A 17,984-nucleotide genomic window follows, 5' to 3' on the forward strand; every position below is an offset into this window, starting at 1 on the left:
GGGCGCGGCGAAAATAGGGAGATCAAAAATGGGGAAGCGGTTCCCGCAAAATAGGGAGTTCCGCCGATGCGGCAGCCCAGCATTTCGACGATCCAGCCCTTGCTCAAGAAAGCAAAGGAATATTGTCATGCCACGTTATATTGTCGAGCGTACCTTCCCGTCGGGTCTTCACATCCCGTGCAACATCGATGGCGCGGGTGCTTGCCTCAACGTCGTCGACCAGAATGCGCAGGGATCAGTGACCTGGGTGCAGAGCTTCGTCTCGATGGACAAGCAGAAGACCTTCTGCGTGTACGACGCCCCCACTCCGTCGGCGATCGAAGCTGCGGCGGACCGGACGGGCCTGCCCGTCGACAGCATCACCGAGATCCGGGTGCTGGATCCCTATTTCTACTACTGAAAGGACATCCGATGAAATGGCTGTCAACCTGGGCGGGAACCGCTGCTTATGCTGTCGGTCTCGCGATCTTCGCGTCGACGATGCAGCTTGCCCTGCTCTTTCAGCTCCTCGCGCACTTCTCTTTGCGCCTCATTGCCTGACCGCCGCTGCGGAGCGCTCCAAAGGGCGTTCCGCAGCAGCTGCAGGCGCGCATCGCAATCCCATGGGAGTATGGATCATGAAGCGGCTGGCTTTTCTGTCATTCAGCGCGATCGCCTATGCGGTCTTCCTGTCGACCTTTCTCTATCTCATCGCATTCGTCGCAGGGCTGCCGATCCTGCCGAAAAGTGTCGATCATGGCGGCGGCGCTCCCGTCATCATTGCCGTCCTCGTCGACCTGCTGCTCATCACGGCCTTCGCCCTGCAGCACAGCATCATGGCGCGGCCCGGCTTCAAGCGGCTCTGGACCATGCTGGTGCCCGAGCCGATCGAGCGGAGTATCTACGTGTTGGCAGCAAGCCTCGCCCTCATCCTGCTGTTCATGCTCTGGCAACCGGTGCCGGATGTGCTGTGGCGAGTCGGCGGTGGCGGCGCCGTGCTGCTCTGGGCGGTTTTCGGCCTCGGCTGGCTGATCGTGCTGCTGAGCACATTTCTCATCAGCCATTTCGAACTGTTCGGGCTGAAGCAGAGTTGGGACCATGTGCACGGCCGTGCTCGACGGTTGGCGGTCTTCCGGACACCGTTCTTCTACCGGCTGGTGCGCCATCCGCTCTATTCCGGCTTCTTCATCGCCTTTTGGGCGACGCCATATATGACGCTCGGGCACCTGATGTTCGCGACTGGCATGTCGACCTTCATGCTGGTGGCGATCCGGTTCGAGGAGCGCGACCTGGTGGGCACGTTCGGAGAGGACTATGTCCGCTACCGCGCAAGAACCGGCATGCTGGCGCCGCGCCTGCGTCGAGGATGAACAAAACTCTGCTCTCTGGTGCGGCGCATGTCGCGCCCTAAGCTGACCATCCGCAACCAGCGAACCTGAATTCGCCGTTCAGCGACCGAAAAGGCTCGGCCTATTCTGGAGCGTTCGACCTGTAGCCATCATGGCTTTTCCCAATAGGGTGGCGTACCGAAACTGCGCCGCAAGCTGTCACCGAACGCGCGGATCTTGGCGGCGGCGCCGTGGTCCTTGGGGTAAGCCAGAAACAATTCGGCACCTTCGGCCTGCAGTCCGATATTCACTTCGATGAGCGCGCCGCTGGCCAGCGCGTTGTGGACGAAGAAGGTTGGCAGCAGGGCAATGCCAAGACCCTCCATGGCCGCATCGCGCATGACGAGGCCGCTGTTGACGCGCAGCGCCGCGCGAGGCCGGACCACCGACCAGCCACCCTCTGAGCGGCTTCGTCCATTTTCCAGCGCGGAGAAACGCCAGTCGCTTGCGCGGCTCGAGTATAGGATGGCGCTATGGCGTTCAAGGTCGCCGAGCGTGGCAGGAGTGCCGTTTCTGTCGAGATATCCTGGGGAGGCGACCAGTAACCGCCGGCTGCTCGCGAGCCGCCTCGCGATCAGGCGTCCATCGCCCATCGCGCCATGCCTGAGGACAGCATCGAAGCCTCCGGTCGCGGCATCGACGAAACTGTCGTCGAGTTCGAGCGAAAGCTCGATCTCGGGATAATCGCGCAGAAAGCGCCCCACTGCGGGCCCTAAGTGGAGAATGCCGAAGCCGACCGGCGCGGAAATGCGCAAGGGGCCAACCAGCTTGCCGCTGCGTGCTGCGAGCTCTGAAGTCGCCTCCTCTGCTTCGCGAAGGATGCGCTGCGCCCGCGGCAGGAAGGTCAGCCCGCTGCCGGTTAGCGAGAGCTTGCGGGTGGAGCGCTGGATCAGCGTGGTGCCGAGCGTGCGTTCGAGTTCGGCAAGGCGCTCGCTGACCACGGATTTGGCCAGTCCAAGGCGTCGAGCGGCCATGCTGATCGAGCCGGCCTCAGAGGTCATCACGAAGGCGACAACTCCCTCAAGCTTCATCATTGTTCGGGTATTCCGTCAGTTAGAACCAATTTTCGCCGTCTAGTGCGAACAATGCAGCAGGTTCATCTTGAGGTTCAGAGGCCGGAAGCAGCGAATGCGACCACCTACTTCGGCCCCAACCTGAACCTTGGAGATGTGTCATGAACGATTTTACCGGCAAGAACATACTCGTCCTGGGCGGAAGCCGTGGCATCGGTGCCGCCATCGTACGTCGCCTTGCCTCAACCGATGGTCTTGTTGCCTTCACTTATGCGGGCTCGCGTCAGGCCGCCGAGGACTTGGCGAGCGAAACCGGCGCCACCGCAATTCGCACCGATAGCGCCGACCGCAGTGAACTGATCACCACGGTGGCCGGGCGCGGCGCGCTCGATGTGCTGATCGTCGTCGCCGGTGCGCTGGTTCTGGGAGATCCGTTGGAGATCGAGGCTGACGCCGTCGATCACATGATCGACGTCAACGTGCGGGCACCCTACCACGCCGCCGTGGAGGCCGCGCGCCGCATGAACGAAAACGGCCGCATCATCGTCATTGGATCGGTCAATGGCGATCGCATGCCGTTTGCAGGCGGGGCTGCCTATGCGCTCACCAAGTCGGCGGTACAAGGCATGGTGCGCGGATTGGCGCGGGATTTGGGGCCGCGCGGGATTACGGTGAATTCCATTCAGCCGGGCCCCACCGACAGTGACATGAACCCCGCCGACGGACCGATGGCAGCAACCATGCACAGCTTCATGGCGATCAAGCGTCACGTGTGGCCGGACGAGGTCGCCGAACTAACCGCTTACATCGCTGGGCCGCACGGGGCGATGATCACGGGATCGCTGCAGACGATCGACGGCGGGTTCGGGGCCTGAATCCACAGCCGTCTGCACGCAAAAGGCGGGCGTGGCGCGAGCCTCTCCCGCCTTTTGCCGGAAGAACATCGCTCGGGCCACAAGCGACGTAGACAGTTTCCCGTTGCTGTCTGCAATTGGCTGCCACGACGCACGGGCAAGATGTCTGGGCTGCCGCCAGAAGCCGTCCTCGATAAGCTAACCTTGGAAAGCGACGGCCGGACTTGTGAGTGATAGATTGGCGCTTGAACGTCCACAAAGGTTCGGTTTTGCCCCGGCAGCTTTGCCGCAACCGCGCAGGCTTTCCCTGCACATCGTGGTGCCAGGGAAATCAATTCAGACCGCAACATTTTTTGTATTTTTTGCCTGATCCGCACGGACAAGGATCGTTGCGTCCTACCTTGTCACCCTTCACGGAAACCGGCCTGTATTGGTCATTCTCCAGCCGCCATTCGTGCAGCAACTGGACCCAGATGGGAATGAGATGAGGAGCTTCCCTGTCCCATTGGTCTTCCTCGACCTCCTTCAACGTGACTCGGCCACTTGAAAAAGCTGCGAGTTCCGAAATTCCCGCTAGCGCTGCTTTCGGTCCTTCGTCATCGCTGGCCCTGATACGGTTCCACCCTTTGGGAGCCAGTTTCATGGCTTTGGAAAAACCCTCGATCCAAAGCTCCCACAGCGTTTCATTGGTGCGGGTATCGACCTCGAATATCGGTTCATATTCGCCGGGATGATTAAGGGAGGCCAAAATCTCGTTGTAATGGCGCATCACCAGATCGAAGAAAGTTTGGAGCCCGGCAGCGTCGTCAAACTTGGGAGTGTCTGGACCCCATATGTGTTTGAACCAGACGGACGGGTTGATGAGATCTGGACTGAGGATGATGCCGGTCAGGAAGCCGTCCAGTTCCGACAGAAGCATCCCGTCATCGAACTGGTTAAGCAGAATATCGTCGAGTTCGTCCAGATAGCGTTCCATGGCGACGATCTTAGCAGCAACCTCGCGAGCGGCTATCCTCATTGATGCTGGTTTGGCCGATTGCAGCGCGGCGGCTTTCTTAACGACCAGATGGACAGCTTTGCCGAGCCGCATGCCGTTAAGCCGTCATTCTGGAATCGGCCAATCATCGGCATCCAGATTGGGCAAGAAGATCACTCTACAATGGCACAAATTCGTGCATATAGAAATCTTTACGGTAATATCGCCTTCATCGGCGCCCGCGCTGGGCCGCGCGACGATCCGCCTTCGACAGCAGTCCTTGCTCGAGCTCCGGCCTGTTCCATCGCGCCGCCGGCCCCAGTGTCATCAGGTCGTCGCCGCGCGTAAGGAAGGTGAAGACCTTGTTCGTCACCTCTATCATCAGCGCCTTCATTTCCTCTTCGGAAATGCGCGAGAGATTGGTCCAAGGAATTTCGCCATAGGGCGTGATGACCTTGACGTCGCTATAATCGCCGCTCGAGTTGCTGGGCGTCACCCCCATGGAGATTCTCCAGCCCGGTGTTGCGCACGCATTGTTCGACCAGAGCAAGGGTGAAGAGGGCCTTTTCATCGTCGGTCAACATGTCGTCAGCCATGCTCGGCTCCATTTGTCGGATCGCGACGCTCCTTCAAGGCCCGTCAGACCCTATCATCCCTGCCGGCGCATTGGTCCAGCGCGTCCTCATATTTAGCGCAGGCTTTATCGATCGTTGCCTGAAATTTGTCGGTAAGTTCCCTACCCTCTTTCCGCACCTTGGCAATCTGCGTTCCGATGCGGGCGCGCTCTTCCTCCACCTCCGCAATGCGCGCCTCTAGGGACCGGCGATAGTCGTCCAGTTTCTGCTCCGCCAAATCCAGCGCCGTTCGGCTGGATCGCGGCCGGGGCTTTGCTGGAGGCTTCGCAGGGATCACCCTGCCCTCTGCCTTGCGCGGCGTCGCCTTCATCGACTTGTCCGCCGAGGCCAGATGTTCGGCAGCGGTCCCGCGGGCGCGCTTGATGACGGTGCCGGGCTTTTCGGCCGCTTCCGCCAAAAGCTTTGGATCGTCGATCCTTTCGGCAATGCCTCGCGCGAAGAGATCGGCGTCGGCTCCCCAGGCCTTCAACGCCGCCTTCTGGCTCTTGCTGCGACATAGGCGTCATGAAAGCCGATTGGTGTCCGGAAGAGCTTCAGTCTGGGCGCCATATAGCCTGCCCTCTACGACATGAAGGCGGCCCGCCAGTCGGGGAACTGACGGGCCGCCGATATCATCGAACCGCGCGAGGGGGGCGCAAAGATGCGCGGATCGATGACGGGCTAACCAGCAAAGCAGGGTCTGGTTCCTAACGTTACGGCTGCGTGTCGCTACAAGATCGGCTTCCGCAGGCTCCTGAACGTGATCGACCATCGCAGGGCCTCCATGGGCGCGATGCTGTGCTCCCAGTCATACCTGGCTTGCCCGCTCATATGATAGATGGAGCGCGGCGCGAGCATCGCATTTGCCCGGCTGAAGCCTGTGCCCGTGCGCCGCCGGAAGCGCATGGTGGCAGGTTCTCCCAGCGAGATGCCGATCACATGCTCGAACGCCGCACGGTCGCGATGCCAGCCAATGCCCGCGCCTGGGTCATAGCGGATCAGCAGCATCTGCTCGAGTTCGTCCGGTGTCAGCCCCGCGAACCGCGCGGCGCGCGTCCTGGCGGTCATCGCCCAGTCCGGGATGGGCTCGCACGGTCCGAATTTGCCCGTCTGGAAATCATAGCTCCAGCCGAAGCTCTTGGTGAGCCGTTTGCCAGTCCACTGCTGAAAGAGGAAAGGCGTGAGCCCTGCACCATCGATCCCATGGATTAAGGTGCGTTCTTCTTCCGCTGTGATGAAGCCCTCCTCCTGGGTCAACCCAGGCAGCACCGGCTCGCGCGGCGGCGGCGGCAAATCGAGGGGAAGCATCATGGCCATCGGCGTTATCGTCTGCTCTGGCCGATCAAAGCGCGAGGCTCGTCTGCACCGGCTTGGTCAGGATTTCCTCGATCTTGAAGATGTCGCCGGGCGGCGTCACAAGCAGTTCCTCTTGCGGAACCAGCAAATCCAGCCACTGCATGACCTGCCGCCGTTCGATGATCGCGCCATGGCGGCCCTGATAACGGATGACGTCAGGGTTCGCGTCGACGGTGAGGATGCGGTAACTCACTGGCCAGTCCCCCATCGGCGGTTCCCAGATGGCGGCGAGATAGAAGAAATTGCCGTCCTCGCGGAAGGCGCGGGACTTCTTCTCAGCGTTGCGGATGTGGAACTCGGAGGCTGGAACGAGACAGCGGTTGCTGGGAAAGCTTTTGCCTTCCGATCGGATGAACTCGTAGGAGACGCCGTCGGCAAAGCGCGGGTTGGAACCCCAGGCCGCTTCAATCATCTCAATTTCTCGGGCATCATCCGGGTTGCGTCGGATGATGGCACGGCGACTTCCGAGGGCGTCGGAGTCGAAGGGAGTTGCTTTCGAGTCCATGGTGAGAACATAAAGCGAACGGACGCCAAGGGCAAGCTGAGGAAACCCGCGCGGAGAGCCTATGTGCAACGATTACCGGTTGAAGGTGGATATCGCCTCGATCGTCGAGGATTTCGAAGACCTCAAGATCAGGATCAAGATGCCCGAGGGCAAGCCCAATGTGCCGGCGCGCGACGATATCAGGATGACCGATATGGCGCCGATCGTGCGCAGCGACGAGGGCGCGCGGGGCATGGGCGAACTGGTCAACCGTAGATGGAGCTGGCCGGGCAACCGCGGCAAACCGATCTATAATTTCCGCACCGAGGGCCGCGAGTTGAGATCCCACTGCGCTCTCATCTTGGCGGACGGCTTCTACCAGTTCACCGACCCGCCGGTGCCTCGCCCAAAGGATAAACGCCTCGACAAATGGCTGTTCACGATGAAGGATCATGACTGGTTCTGCATCGCCGGCATTTGGCGCGAAAGCCCGGCTGGAGAAGCCTTCACGATGCTCACCATGAACGCCGGACCCGACGTGTCGCCCTATCACCACCGCCAGATTATTCCGCTCACTCACGATCAATGGGGGCACTGGCTCGATCCCACCGTGCCCGCGAAACACGTGCTGGGACGGCTGCCGCAGGGCAGCCTGCCGGTGATCCAGGTCTATGGCGCGCCGCCGGCGCAAGCCGCGCTGCTATGACGCAGGACGCCACCCCCGCCCGCTTTCTCGAGGCTCAGGCAAATATCTATGACACAGCGCTTGCCGAGATCCGGGCCGGCGCCAAGCGCAGCCATTGGATGTGGTATATTTTTCCGCAGCTCCGCGGCCTGGGCCGAAGCCCGACCGCGCACTATTATGGGATCGCCACGCTTGCAGAAGCCCGAGCCTATCTCAGTCATCCGGTCTTGGGTTCGCGCTATCTCGAATGCATAAAAGCGCTTCAAAAGCTGGGTGACAATGACCCGGTTGCTGTCTTCGGCTCGGTCGACGCGATGAAGCTCCGCTCGTCGCTCACCCTGTTCGCTGCGGCGGGTGGGCCGCCGCTGCTCGACGACGCCCTCGAACGATGGTTCGATGGCGAGCGAGATGCCTCGACCTTACACCTCCTCGCCTAAGTCTCAGACGAATCGCGAATCATCCGCCTTGACGAGTTGGCAGACTCAAATGAACATATGGGGAACATATTGAGTCGTTGTTCCCATGTCTGCTTGTCCCTCCCCCCTCGACCATAATCAGGTCGATCAGCTGGCCGCGCTTCGCGCAAGCCTGGCGCACGTCCGCGCCGCCCGCGGGCCGGCTCTGGCCTTCGGACTGCCCGAGCTGGACGAGCGCCTCGCGGATCATGGTCTCGATGGCGCGGGACTGCATGAAATCGCTGCTGCCTCGGCCAGCTCACCGATGATGGCTGCGCCACGCTGTTTGCCGCCGGAATCGCGTCGCGCTTTTGCGCGAAGCCCGGTTTAACCATCCTCTGGGCCGTGTCGCGTTTCGACCTTTATGCGCCGGGGCTTGAGCAGATCGGCCTTAGCCCTGACAAGATCCTCTATGCCCAGGGCCGCAAGGATTCCGACGTCCTGGCGCTTGCCGAAGATGGCCTGCGCGATGGATCGCTCGCCTGCGTGGTCGTGGACGCGAAGGCCGCCGACCAGACCGCGACCCGCCGGCTCCAGCTTGCGGCTTCCGACGGCAAGACGCCTATGCTGCTTTTCCGCCGCCATCGCAGCCGCGAGCGTTGCCCGTTGAGCGGCCTCTCCTCGGCGATGACGCGCTGGCGCATCGGTGCTGCGCCGTCGAGCCCCCTCCCCCATACCGGCCTTGGTCGGCCGCGTTGGTCAGTCGAGCTTGTCCGGCAGCGGAACGGCAATCCCTTCTCTATCGAACTGGAGGCGTGCGATGACACGGGGCGCCTCGCTCTACCTGCCGCAGCTCCCGATAGAGCGATTGCGGAAGGCAGAGCGGCCCGCCAGGCTGCCTGAGCCTGCGCCAGTCCCGATCGCACCGCGCTTCGCCTCGCCGATCGACGATAATCCTGGTGCCTGTTCCGTCCCCAAGGCGGGCGGCTGGCGTCCCGGCGCCCGCTGGGCGCGCGATGGCGCGCTCGGTAGACGGCCAACCCAGGCCGATATCGACGCCATGCCAGCGCAACAACGGCCGACCATGCGCGAGATGGGACGGCGCAGCGAAGCAGCCGAGCATCCATTCAAGGCCATGCCCGCCGATAACGGTGGCGGCCGCGCAGCATCGCTCCCCGTATCCGCGCTCACATGGGCGACGCTCTGGGGGGAGCCCACCGTCCTTATCACGCGCACCGGGCAACGAGACGTCGTGACCGCCGCCTGTCCGCTTGCGCTGGAACTTGGCCTTGGCCCCGGCATGGCCGCCGCCCATGCGCGAGCGCTGGTGACCGACCTTGAGGTACGCAACGCGCAGCCAGTGGCGGACCAGGCCTGGCTGGATCGGCTGGCGCTGCACGCGGTCGCGCATTGGACGCCGACAGCCTGCGTCTCTGGACCCGACGGCCTCTGGCTCGATCTCACGGGGACGACCCATTTATTCGGCGGCGAGGCGCGCTTCTGTCGGCGGTTGCTGCCGTTTCTTGAACGCCTCGGCTTCACCGCCAGCATCGCAATCGCCGGCACGCCGGGCGCCGCCCATGCGCTCGCGCGCTACGGGAACGAGGCCATCATTCTCCTTCCCGACGGCACCGAAACCCAGGCCATTGCCGATCTCCCGCTCTGCGCGCTTCGATTGGAGCCAGGGGTAGTTGACCGCAGCCCGATTCGGTCTGGAGCGTATCGCTGACCTCTATCCCATAACATAAAGCGTCGGAACCATGTGCCTCTGCAAAAGACATCCTGGTCCAAGAATATCGACTTATCTTTCTGTAATAAAAAGATTTTTTGTTCCGCGTGCGACGCTCGGAGACGTTATGACAACAAAGAGACCGATTGCGCCGACTGACCGAACAGGTCGTGCAGCGCTGACCGCGCGTCACAAGCACATTCGATCTAGCATGACGTGAGGGATCAAGTCGGCAAGGGCATCCGCGGCCGGCAGCGTTACCGGGCAGGCGCAATCGCCGCGAGTGCGCCGTGGGAATCGCGGATCGTCACCGGAACCGCAATCGAAGGTCGACGCCGAAGCTGCGTGGCTGGGCGATGCCCCAGCTATTGGCGGGCGTAAGATCGCCGCCATTTTCCACCCCTCTGACGAAATAGGCATCAAACAGGTTCTGCACATAGGCGACGATTTCGACGCCCCTGCCGCTGTCATAGCCCAGCCTCAGATTGATCTGCGTATAAGCTTCCCGTCGGGTGATTCCCCGCCAGTCGAAACTCTCCCTTCGACGCCCCTCATGCATCCACTCGCCTTGCAGATAGATCTCGGCCGGGCCGATCGGATAATGGCCGGTCGCGACGCCCGCGCTCGACCAGATCGGATTGGGCAGGCCGCCGCAATCCTTTTGTCCACAGTCGCGGTCCCCCTGCTTTTCGGTTCGCGTCCAGGTCACATGGCCCGACAGGTCGAAATAGCGGCTCGGCTTCCAATTGAGGGCGCTTTCCACGCCATATCCGGTCACGCTGCCGACATTCACGACCTGCTGGGTCCGGCTTTCCGTGTCGAAATAAACCGTCTGAAGATTGCGATAGCGATAATGGAAGCCGGTTATGTCGAAGCTCAGCGTCCTGGCGAGGGCCAGGCCCTTTATCCCCAGCTCCTTGCTCCATATCGTCTCCGGCGCGAAGGCGTCGGGCTTCGTTCCGTCGGGCACCAGCCGATACGCCTCGATCGGGACAGGCGCGGCGACCGTGAACGATCCGAAGCCGCCCGCCTTGTAACCGCGCGTGATGCTGGCGTAGAGGTTGATGTCCGGCCCCACCGCATATCGCACATAGGCGCGTGGCGTCAGTCCGCCCCAGCTCTTGCTGGAAGAAACGGGACCAGCGGTGAAATAGGTGAAGGTCCAGACATTGCCGAGGCTGCTTTGGCTGGGCAGCACATCGATGCTGAAATGCTTGCGGTCGCGCGCATATCGAATGCCGATGCCAGCCTCCAGCGCTTTCGAGAAATGAAAGTTGGTATCCAGGAACACGGACCATCCGCGGTTGCGGGACCGCACGTCGTTGATGTCGGTCAGCAGGCCGCCCGGCGCCGGCCGGTAGGGCGCGCCGTAAAGGTCCATGGTCATCCCGCCGCAATCGGCATAGCCATAGCCCGCCGTGCAGACGAGATCCTCGGCAGCCTCGTTGGTGAAGCGCGCCGCGACATCCTCCCAATAGAGCGAAATCCCCGCCGACCAGGTCAGGCGCCGATCGTCGCTGGACATCAGCCGGAAGTCCTGGCTGACATAGCGGGCATGCTGGCGCTGGTCGTAATTGCCCAGTTGCAGCGCCGTCCCGTCATAGTCCTCCAGATAATGGAAATCGGACTTGCGAAAGGCGGTCAGGCTGTTGAAGCGCGCCGATCCAAGATCGAGATCGATCGATGCGGTCAGGCTGGTGATGTCGCCATCGTCACGCGGTCTGAGGAGATCGGTATCCACGTCGCGGCGAGACCCCCGGATAAAAATATCCCGCTGCAAGACTTCGCTGAGATAGTCGAGAACTTCACGATCGTCATTGGACGCCCGATAAGGCGCGCCGTCGAGCCGCCGACGCTCATGTTCGGCACTCAGCAGGACATCGGCATCGCCGGCCCTGTAACGCAGGGCGACGCGCCCGGCCTGCTTGTTGCCGCCCATCAGGCGATCATTGCGGCCGGCCGTGAAGGCATTGTCTATCCAGCCATCATAATCCGTCGCATAGCCCGCAATGCGAAGCGTCCAGTCCTCCGCCACCGGCAGGTTGATGGCGCCTTCCGCATCCTTGCGGTCGAAGCTGGCGACCCCGACATAGAGATGCCCGGAAATACGCCCCGGATCCGGCTTGTTGGTCATGATGCTGATCGCACCGGAAATGGCATTGCGGCCGAAGAGGAACCCCTGGGGCCCTCGCAAGGCCTCCGCCTGCGCGACATCGAACAGGGAGGTCACGGCAGCGCCTGTCCTGCCCTGATAGACCCCATCCTTGAAGATCCCGATCGAAGGATCGCCGCCAATGCCATAGTCGTTGGAGGTGATGCCCCGGATGGCGATGCTGTCGATATAGCTGTCGTCCGAATTGCCTGAAAAGCCGGGCGTGAAGGTGACGATGTCCTTGACGTCGTCCAGCCGCGTGCGGTCGAGAAAGGCTTCGCCGAAGGCGGAGATCGCCACGGGAACGGTCTGGATCGCTTCCTCGCGGCGCTGCGCCGTGACGGTGATCTCCGCCGCCGATATGGGGTTCGGCAGGTCCTCGGCAGAGGCGGAATGCGGCAGCATGACGGCGCAGGCCGTCAGGGCCGGGAAGATACGAAGATGCATGATTACCCCTTCACGCCGCGCGCAGGCGGGCGATGACCAGATCGAACCGCTGCGTCAGCTCGCTGGCGCTGGACCGGACCGCGGCGCCCACATTGAGCGTATGTTCGGCGTTCGCCTTCACCGCATCCAGGCCCGCGGCGATGACGCTGATGGCGTCGTGCACCGCTTGCGCGTCGCCGCCGACGCTCTGACTGCTCGCCAGGATCGTACGGGCCCCCTGATGGTGCTTATCGGCGGCCAGGGACACATCCGACACGTTGCGCTCCAGTTGGCGGACGACGGTGTTCAGCAGGTTGAGCAGCGACGCGATCGAGGAGGCGGATGCGTTCACCGCCTCGATCCGCCGCTCGATCTGGCCCGCCATGTCGCCGGCCCTGTTCGCCAGCGTCTTGATCTCGCCGGCGACGACGGCAAAGCCGGCTCCCGCCTCGCCGCCCCGCGCAGCCTCTATCGTGGCGTTCAGGGCCAGCATGTTCGTCTGGCCCGCTATTTGCCGGATGGTGCGGGTGGCAAGGTCGATCGCCTCTATCTCCCTTTGCAACTGGTCATTGGCGCCCATCACCGCGCGAGCCTCGACTTCCGTCTTGTCCATGTTCTGACGGGTGGCGATCGATTGGGTGTGGATCTGGCCAATGGCCACGCTCAACTCCTGCACATGCGCCTCGATCTCGTGCACGGCCTGCGCCGACGCACGGCTGCGGTCGCGGACCAGGGCCGTCCCGGTGAGCTGTTCCGCGAGAGCGGCCAGCGTGTCGCGGGCGCTGGCTTCAAGCTGATCCGCCTGCCTCAGCAAGGATCCCGACAGGTCACCCACGCTGGTGGAGAGAAGATTGGCGACCTCATGCGCGGCGTTTCGCAGCGCTTCGCGATGTTCGGCCTGTTCCCGCCCTTCCCGCTCTGCAATGGCGGCGATCTGCTCCCTCGCCTGTTCAGCCTGTTGGCGCGCCTCTTCCGCGGCCAGAGTCGCATTCTCCCGATCCCTGGAGATGCGTTCGGCCCGCAACCGGCCGGCGAGCAACGACGCATGGGTCCGCAACATGGCGCGCGAGACGGCGAGGAAAAACAGGATGAAGAGCGCGGCGGCCGATGCCAGCAGCCATGAAAGGCTCTTGAGCGCCGCTATGCCCGGGCGCACCGGCAACCAGTGGATATGGCCCAGATCGGTCCCGTCAGGACTGATCAAGGGATGACCGGGCGATGTCTCGGCATCCGCTTCCGGCGGGTTGAAGCTGATGTCGGCCAATGCATAGGCCTGTTCCCAACTGGCGAACAGCTCGGCATCCAGCAGGCGAACGACGACGACATGGCGGAGCGGCCCGGATGGGAGCGGCCGGTTGGCGGAAAAAGGAAGGATCGGGGCGCCGGCGAACAAGGCCGGACGGCCCCGATAAAGCTGGATGAAGGGACGGATGGGGAAATTGCGGCGATCATCGACATGCTTGGGCAGCGTACGCTCAAGATGCCGAAGCGCTTCCGGCGCATCCTTCATCAGCGTGGTTCTGACGGTCGATCGCGGTTGCCAGCCGAATATGGTCCCGCCGCGCTCGTCGAGAATATATAGGGGCATGGCGCCGCCGAAGTTCGAGGCTGCCCATTCACGGTCGATCCGGCCGTATAGATGATCGACGGCGTCATCCCAGAGCGCATAATCCCGGGCCGTGGCTGCAAGAGCATTGGTCTCCCGCTTCATGGCGCCGTTGACCATGCGCGCCTTTTCCAGCGCCGCCGCATCGTCCATCCTCGAAACAAGCACGGTCACGAGGATGCCGCAGGTCATGAAGGTCACGAGCGTCAACGCGATGAGCGGCAGGATGGCGCCGGGCAGGCGGCGAAGTGCACCTGTCAATGGGGCTAGATGCCGCACGATGTAAGAGCCCCCGTCTGACCAGCCTTGTCTTGCCGTTTGACTGCGCCCCGAATGGTTATGATTGATTTAACGCTTCTGTCATTAGACTGAAAATTGTTCTGCGTTTAACCTATGTCAGATAACTTAGGTAATAGGGCTCGGCGACTTTGGGCGACCTGACAGGAATATCCTGTATCTGCTTGGTGGAAATGAGAGGACATGGCGCGAGGCATCTGCGCCAGCTTCGGTCAGGCTCGATAAGATCGATGGCTGCTCATTCAAGACTTCCGAAGATCGGTTCGGGACGATCCTCAGACCTGTCCGGAGCCGTGATTGGAGCGGGAGGCGCAGGCTCGTCCCGGCAGGCATCATCCGGTCGCATGGCCGCATGCTGCTCGGGCCAATGGAGGAAGGGCAGGACCGTACCGGAGCCACGCCACACATCAACCTGATCCAGCCGGACATCCGAGAACAGCCATTGCGGCCGGTTGACTTCACCGACCGCGAATACGCCATTATCCGGCGCGATGCCGTCGGGCGGACCGTAAATGGCTGCCGCGCCGTGATTGTCATCCAGCGAGGGCAGCCAGGGCGCCTGCCCCACCGTGGGCGCCTGGACGACATAGCATTGGTTTTCCAGCGCGCGGGCCTGCGCCCCGATGCGGACGCGCCAATAGCCCTGCATGCTGTCGGTCGCAGACGGCACCAGGATGATCCTGGCGCCCGCCTCGGCCTGTGCCCGCGCGATCAGCGGAAATTCGGCATCGTAGCAGATGGAAATTCCCACCCGACCGAAGGGCGCTTCCAGGACATGAACGGCCTCGCCGCCCGTTATGCCCCAGATTTCCCGTTCGAACCGCGTCATGACGATCTTGTCCTGATAACCGGTCCGGCCATCGGGGCAGAAGAGCCGGGCGCGGTTGACGACCGCTCCCCGTGCGCCGCGGCACGGGCGGCTGCCGCCCAGAATCGTCACGCCATAATGGATGGCGAGTTGCCGGTGCAGTTCGTCGATCCGTTCCCCCAGCGCCACGACATGGTCGAGCGAAGCATGAAGATCGGCCGCCGCCGCCGGATCGGTGCCGGCCAGTTCCATGGCGGCATATTCCGGAAAGACAAGGAGCTGCGCGCGCCTGACCGCTGCCTCCGACACCCAGCGGCTGAGCTTCGCTTCCCAGGCGCCGTAGCTCGGCAACAGTTCGATCGGATATTGCGCGGCTGCAATGCGGACCTCGGTCATTCGGCGTCCCGTAGCGGCTTCCGCCCGAAGCGCATCGGATGATCGCCCTCCCCGGCCTGCCTCATCCCGCCTTCACCTGGTCCAGCCAGTCGGCCAGATTATAATGGTTGCTGACCCGCGCGATCGCGCCGTCGCGCAGTTCGAAGAAGGCGCCGACGCGCAAAATATAGCGCTGGCCGGATGCAGGAGGCAGATCGCCGTCCGTTTCCAGATATTCGCCCTCCAGCATGAATTCCGCGGCCGCCCGTTTTCCATCGGCGGAGGCCAGGAACACGGGATCGATGACCCATTCCCTGTAGCAGCGGTTCATATGGTCGAGGAATTGCGCAAAGGCCGCCTTCCCTTCCCGCGCTGAACCCTGCGAGGGTTCGTGCACGACATCCTGCGCCAGCAGATCGAGCATCGCCGCGCTGTCGCCGCGATTGAAGGCCTCATAATAGCGACCGAGCAGGTCCGCAGCCATGGCGTTCAATCCTCCGGCGCGATGGTGACGCGAAGGCCGTCCAGTTCGACCGTCAGCGGAATCTGGCAGGACAGGCGGGACCGGTCGATACGATGATCGCTGCTGTCGAGCAGGTCGTTCTCATCAGGGCCGAGCGGCGGCAGACCGCCTGCGCGTTCGTCATCCACATGGACATGGCAAGCATGTTCTGCGCCGTCGCGTCCGGTCACGAAAATCTGCACCATCGATCAATCCTTGCCAAGACGGGCCGCATGCCAGCGCAGATGGTCCGCCATGAAGGTGGAAATGAAGTAATAGCTGTGGTCATAGCCGTCGCGCAGGTTCAGCGTCAGGTCGATCCCCGCTGCCGCGCAAGCCGCCTTCAGCAGTTCCGGGCGCAATTCCTGTTCCAGGAAATTGTCCGCCGTCCCCTGGTCGACCAGCAGCGCCGGAACCCGGGCGCCGTCCTCGATCAGCGCGACCGCGTCATGCCGGCGCCACGCGGCCGGGTCGTCGCCCAGATAGCCGGCCAGCGCCTTCTGTCCCCAGGGCACCTGCCCCGGCGCGACGATCGGCGCGAAGGCCGATACCGCCTTGTACCGGTCGGGAAGGGTGAGGCCGACGGTCAGCGCGCCATGGCCGCCCATGCTGTGACCCATGATCGACTGGCGTTCCATGTCCGCGGGGAAATTGGCCGCGACCAGCGCGGGCAGTTCCTGGGTCACATAGGACCACATGCGATAATGGGCGGCGAAGGGGGCCTGCGTCGCGTCGACATAGAAGCCGGCGCCCAGACCGAAATCATAGGCCCCGTCCGGATCGTCCGCCACGGCATCGCCGTTGCGGTCCGGGCCGCGCGGGCTGGTGTCCGGCGCGACGAAGATCAGGCCCAGTTCGGCGCAGGCGGCGCGGAACTCGCCCTTTTCGGTGACATTGGCATGGGTGCAGGTCAGTCCGGACAGATACCAGACGACCGGCAGTTTCGTCCCTTCCGCATGGGGCGGCACATAGACCGAGAAGGTCATGTCCGTCCCGGTCGAGGCGGAGGCGTGCCGGTACACGCCCTGCACGCCGCCAAAGGCCTTGTTGGCGCTCACCTGTTCCATGATCACCTGCCATCCGATCGCGTGGAAACGGCACCGGAAGTCACCGCCATAAATTTTCTCCTCGCCGTATCAGAACAGCACGACGCTGCGGATGCTCTCTCCCGCATGCATCAGGTCGAAGCCCTTGTTGATCTCCTCCAGCGTCAGGACGTGGGTGATCATGGGATCGATCTCGATCTTGCCGTTCATGTACCAGTCGACGATCTTGGGAACGTCGGTGCGGCCCTTCGCGCCGCCGAAGGCCGTACCCTTCCAGACCCGGCCGGTGACGAGCTGGAACGGGCGGGTGCTGATCTCCTTCCCCGCTTCGGCGACGCCGATGATGATGCTTTCCCCCCAGCCGCGATGACAGCATTCGAGCGCGGTGCGCATCACCTCCGTATTGCCGGTCGCGTCGAAGCTGTAGTCGGCGCCGCCGTCCGTCACCTCCAGAATCCTGGCAACGGTCTCCTCGCGCGACAGGCCCCTGCTGTTGATGAAATGAGTCATGCCGAACTTGCGGCCCCATTCCTCCCGGTCCGGGTTGATGTCGATGCCGATGATCTTGTCCGCGCCGACCATCTTCGCGCCCTGGATGACATTGAGGCCGATGCCGCCCAGGCCGAAGACCACGACATTCTCGCCCGCCTGCACCTTGGCCGTGTTGACGACCGCGCCCACGCCGGTGGTGACGCCGCAGCCGACATAGCAGCTCGTCTGGAAGGGCGCATCGTTGCGGATCTTCGCCACAGCGATCTCCGGCAGGACGGTGAAGTTGGAGAAGGTGGAGCAGCCCATATAGTGGAAGATCGGCTGGCCCTTGTAGCTGAAACGGGTCGTGCCGTCCGGCATCAGTCCCTTGCCCTGGGTCGCGCGGATCGCTGTGCACAGGTTCGTCTTGCCCGACAGGCAGCTTTTGCACTGGCGGCATTCGGGCGTGTAGAGCGGGATCACATGGTCGCCGGGCTTCACCGAAGTGACGCCCGCGCCGACCTCCCGCACGATGCCGGCGCCCTCATGGCCAAGGATCGAGGGGAAAATACCCTCGCTGTCGAAACCGTCCAGCGTATAGGCGTCGGTGTGGCAGATGCCCGTCGCCATGATCTCCACCAGAACCTCGCCCGCCTTCGGGCCTTCCAGATCGACTTCGACGATCTCCAGTGGCTTCTTCGCCTCGAAGGCGACGGCGGCGCGGGTCTTCATCTCTCATTCCTCGTCATGATCATTTGCGAGAAGAGAGGCCATGGCTCCCGCCGCGCCCTCTCTCTCCATCCTCCCTAGCGCTGTTCCGCAATGGTG

The 17,984-nt window shown here is 62.8% G+C and carries 21 protein-coding genes and 1 pseudogene; 8 read left to right on the top strand and 14 right to left on the bottom strand.

From position 1 onward, the window contains the following. The first annotated feature begins 127 nt into the window (after positions 1-127). The 3 genes from LDB29_RS23865 to mddA all read left to right on the top strand — a co-directional run bounded on the left by LDB29_RS23865 (position 128) and on the right by mddA (position 1,349). Positions 128-400: a DUF4242 domain-containing protein gene (locus tag LDB29_RS23865; protein ID WP_257557229.1), complete on the top strand. Its 273-nt coding sequence runs from the start codon at positions 128-130 to the stop codon at positions 398-400. Positions 401-411: 11 nt separating this feature from the next. Further along, a complete protein-coding gene (locus tag LDB29_RS23870; RefSeq protein ID WP_257557231.1) occupies positions 412-540 on the top strand; it encodes a hypothetical protein in 129 nt (42 codons plus the stop codon). Between the two features lie 77 nt (positions 541-617). Then, on the top strand, positions 618-1,349 hold the full coding sequence (gene mddA, locus LDB29_RS23875) for a methanethiol S-methyltransferase (RefSeq protein ID WP_257557233.1): 732 nt from the start codon (positions 618-620) through the stop codon (positions 1,347-1,349). Between the two features lie 128 nt (positions 1,350-1,477). Here the strand turns inward: mddA and LDB29_RS23880 are convergent, their stop codons facing one another. Then, positions 1,478-2,401 (bottom strand): LysR family transcriptional regulator, encoded by a 924-nt coding sequence (locus LDB29_RS23880; protein ID WP_257557235.1) that lies wholly within the window; start codon positions 2,399-2,401, stop codon positions 1,478-1,480. Between the two features lie 140 nt (positions 2,402-2,541). Between LDB29_RS23880 and bdcA the strand changes: the two genes are divergently transcribed. After that, entirely contained in the window at positions 2,542-3,255 is a 714-nt protein-coding gene (gene bdcA / locus LDB29_RS23885; RefSeq protein ID WP_257557237.1) for an SDR family oxidoreductase, read from the top strand. Between the two features lie 310 nt (positions 3,256-3,565). On the opposite strand, the gene LDB29_RS23890 is transcribed toward bdcA, so the two are convergent. The 6 genes from LDB29_RS23890 to LDB29_RS23915 all read right to left on the bottom strand — a co-directional run bounded on the left by LDB29_RS23890 (position 3,566) and on the right by LDB29_RS23915 (position 6,592). Continuing rightward, the gene (locus LDB29_RS23890; RefSeq protein WP_229742570.1) at positions 3,566-4,324 is read right to left on the bottom strand and encodes a UPF0149 family protein; all 759 of its coding nucleotides are present in this window, start codon (positions 4,322-4,324) and stop codon (positions 3,566-3,568) included. Between the two features lie 115 nt (positions 4,325-4,439). After that, positions 4,440-4,712 carry a hypothetical protein gene (locus LDB29_RS23895; protein WP_229742568.1) on the bottom strand — a complete coding sequence of 91 codons (273 nt, stop codon included), beginning with the start codon at positions 4,710-4,712 and terminating at the stop codon, positions 4,440-4,442. Next, entirely contained in the window at positions 4,675-4,806 is a 132-nt protein-coding gene (locus tag LDB29_RS23900; protein WP_257557240.1) for a hypothetical protein, read from the bottom strand. Before LDB29_RS23900 ends, LDB29_RS23895 begins: the two co-directional genes overlap by 38 nt. Positions 4,807-4,849: 43 nt before the next feature. After that, positions 4,850-5,314, bottom strand: a complete 465-nt coding sequence (locus LDB29_RS23905; RefSeq protein WP_130029990.1) for a hypothetical protein — start codon at positions 5,312-5,314, stop codon at positions 4,850-4,852. Positions 5,315-5,553: 239 nt separating this feature from the next. Beyond that, positions 5,554-6,141 (bottom strand): alpha-ketoglutarate-dependent dioxygenase AlkB, encoded by a 588-nt coding sequence (locus LDB29_RS23910; RefSeq protein WP_229742566.1) that lies wholly within the window; start codon positions 6,139-6,141, stop codon positions 5,554-5,556. Positions 6,142-6,166: 25 nt separating this feature from the next. Beyond that, complete coding sequence (locus LDB29_RS23915) at positions 6,167-6,592, bottom strand: SOS response-associated peptidase family protein (protein WP_257557243.1); 426 nt, start codon at positions 6,590-6,592, stop codon at positions 6,167-6,169. A 154-nt stretch (positions 6,593-6,746) separates the two neighbouring features. Between LDB29_RS23915 and LDB29_RS23920 the strand changes: the two genes are divergently transcribed. From LDB29_RS23920 to LDB29_RS23935, 4 genes are all read left to right on the top strand, one after another. Beyond that, the gene (locus LDB29_RS23920) at positions 6,747-7,370 is read left to right on the top strand and encodes an SOS response-associated peptidase family protein (protein WP_257557244.1); all 624 of its coding nucleotides are present in this window, start codon (positions 6,747-6,749) and stop codon (positions 7,368-7,370) included. Beyond that, entirely contained in the window at positions 7,367-7,786 is a 420-nt protein-coding gene (locus LDB29_RS23925) for a DUF1810 domain-containing protein (protein WP_222886375.1), read from the top strand. Before LDB29_RS23920 ends, LDB29_RS23925 begins: the two co-directional genes overlap by 4 nt. Positions 7,787-8,149: 363 nt before the next feature. Then, positions 8,150-8,647, top strand: a complete 498-nt coding sequence (locus LDB29_RS29325; RefSeq protein WP_306812581.1) for an ImuA family protein — start codon at positions 8,150-8,152, stop codon at positions 8,645-8,647. Further along, positions 8,565-9,473, top strand: a complete 909-nt coding sequence (locus tag LDB29_RS23935) for a hypothetical protein (protein ID WP_257557246.1) — start codon at positions 8,565-8,567, stop codon at positions 9,471-9,473. The genes LDB29_RS29325 and LDB29_RS23935 overlap by 83 nt, the downstream gene beginning before the upstream one ends. 307 nt (positions 9,474-9,780) lie before the next feature. On the opposite strand, the gene LDB29_RS23940 is transcribed toward LDB29_RS23935, so the two are convergent. The 7 genes and pseudogenes from LDB29_RS23940 to LDB29_RS23970 all read right to left on the bottom strand — a co-directional run bounded on the left by LDB29_RS23940 (position 9,781) and on the right by LDB29_RS23970 (position 17,888). Next, positions 9,781-12,072, bottom strand: coding sequence for a TonB-dependent receptor (locus LDB29_RS23940; protein WP_257557247.1), 2,292 nt, complete (start codon positions 12,070-12,072; stop codon positions 9,781-9,783). Positions 12,073-12,082: 10 nt separating this feature from the next. Then, entirely contained in the window at positions 12,083-13,936 is a 1,854-nt protein-coding gene (locus LDB29_RS23945; protein WP_257557248.1) for a methyl-accepting chemotaxis protein, read from the bottom strand. Between the two features lie 256 nt (positions 13,937-14,192). Next, on the bottom strand, positions 14,193-15,158 hold the full coding sequence (locus LDB29_RS23950; protein ID WP_257557249.1) for a carbon-nitrogen hydrolase family protein: 966 nt from the start codon (positions 15,156-15,158) through the stop codon (positions 14,193-14,195). A 61-nt stretch (positions 15,159-15,219) separates the two neighbouring features. After that, positions 15,220-15,621 carry a ketosteroid isomerase-related protein gene (locus LDB29_RS23955; RefSeq protein WP_257557250.1) on the bottom strand — a complete coding sequence of 134 codons (402 nt, stop codon included), beginning with the start codon at positions 15,619-15,621 and terminating at the stop codon, positions 15,220-15,222. Between the two features lie 5 nt (positions 15,622-15,626). Beyond that, positions 15,627-15,800, bottom strand: a pseudogene (locus tag LDB29_RS23960) (ferredoxin); the annotation flags it as partial. A gap of 48 nt (positions 15,801-15,848) precedes the next feature. Further along, on the bottom strand, positions 15,849-16,706 hold the full coding sequence (gene fghA / locus LDB29_RS23965; protein ID WP_099186806.1) for an S-formylglutathione hydrolase: 858 nt from the start codon (positions 16,704-16,706) through the stop codon (positions 15,849-15,851). A 69-nt stretch (positions 16,707-16,775) separates the two neighbouring features. Next, a complete protein-coding gene (locus LDB29_RS23970; RefSeq protein WP_025550197.1) occupies positions 16,776-17,888 on the bottom strand; it encodes an S-(hydroxymethyl)glutathione dehydrogenase/class III alcohol dehydrogenase in 1,113 nt (370 codons plus the stop codon). Between the last annotated feature and the right edge of the window lie 96 nt (positions 17,889-17,984).

Origin of the sequence: Sphingobium sp. CFD-2 (assembly GCF_024611135.1) — a bacterium.
GTDB classification, from domain to species: Bacteria; Pseudomonadota; Alphaproteobacteria; order Sphingomonadales; family Sphingomonadaceae; genus Sphingobium; species Sphingobium fuliginis.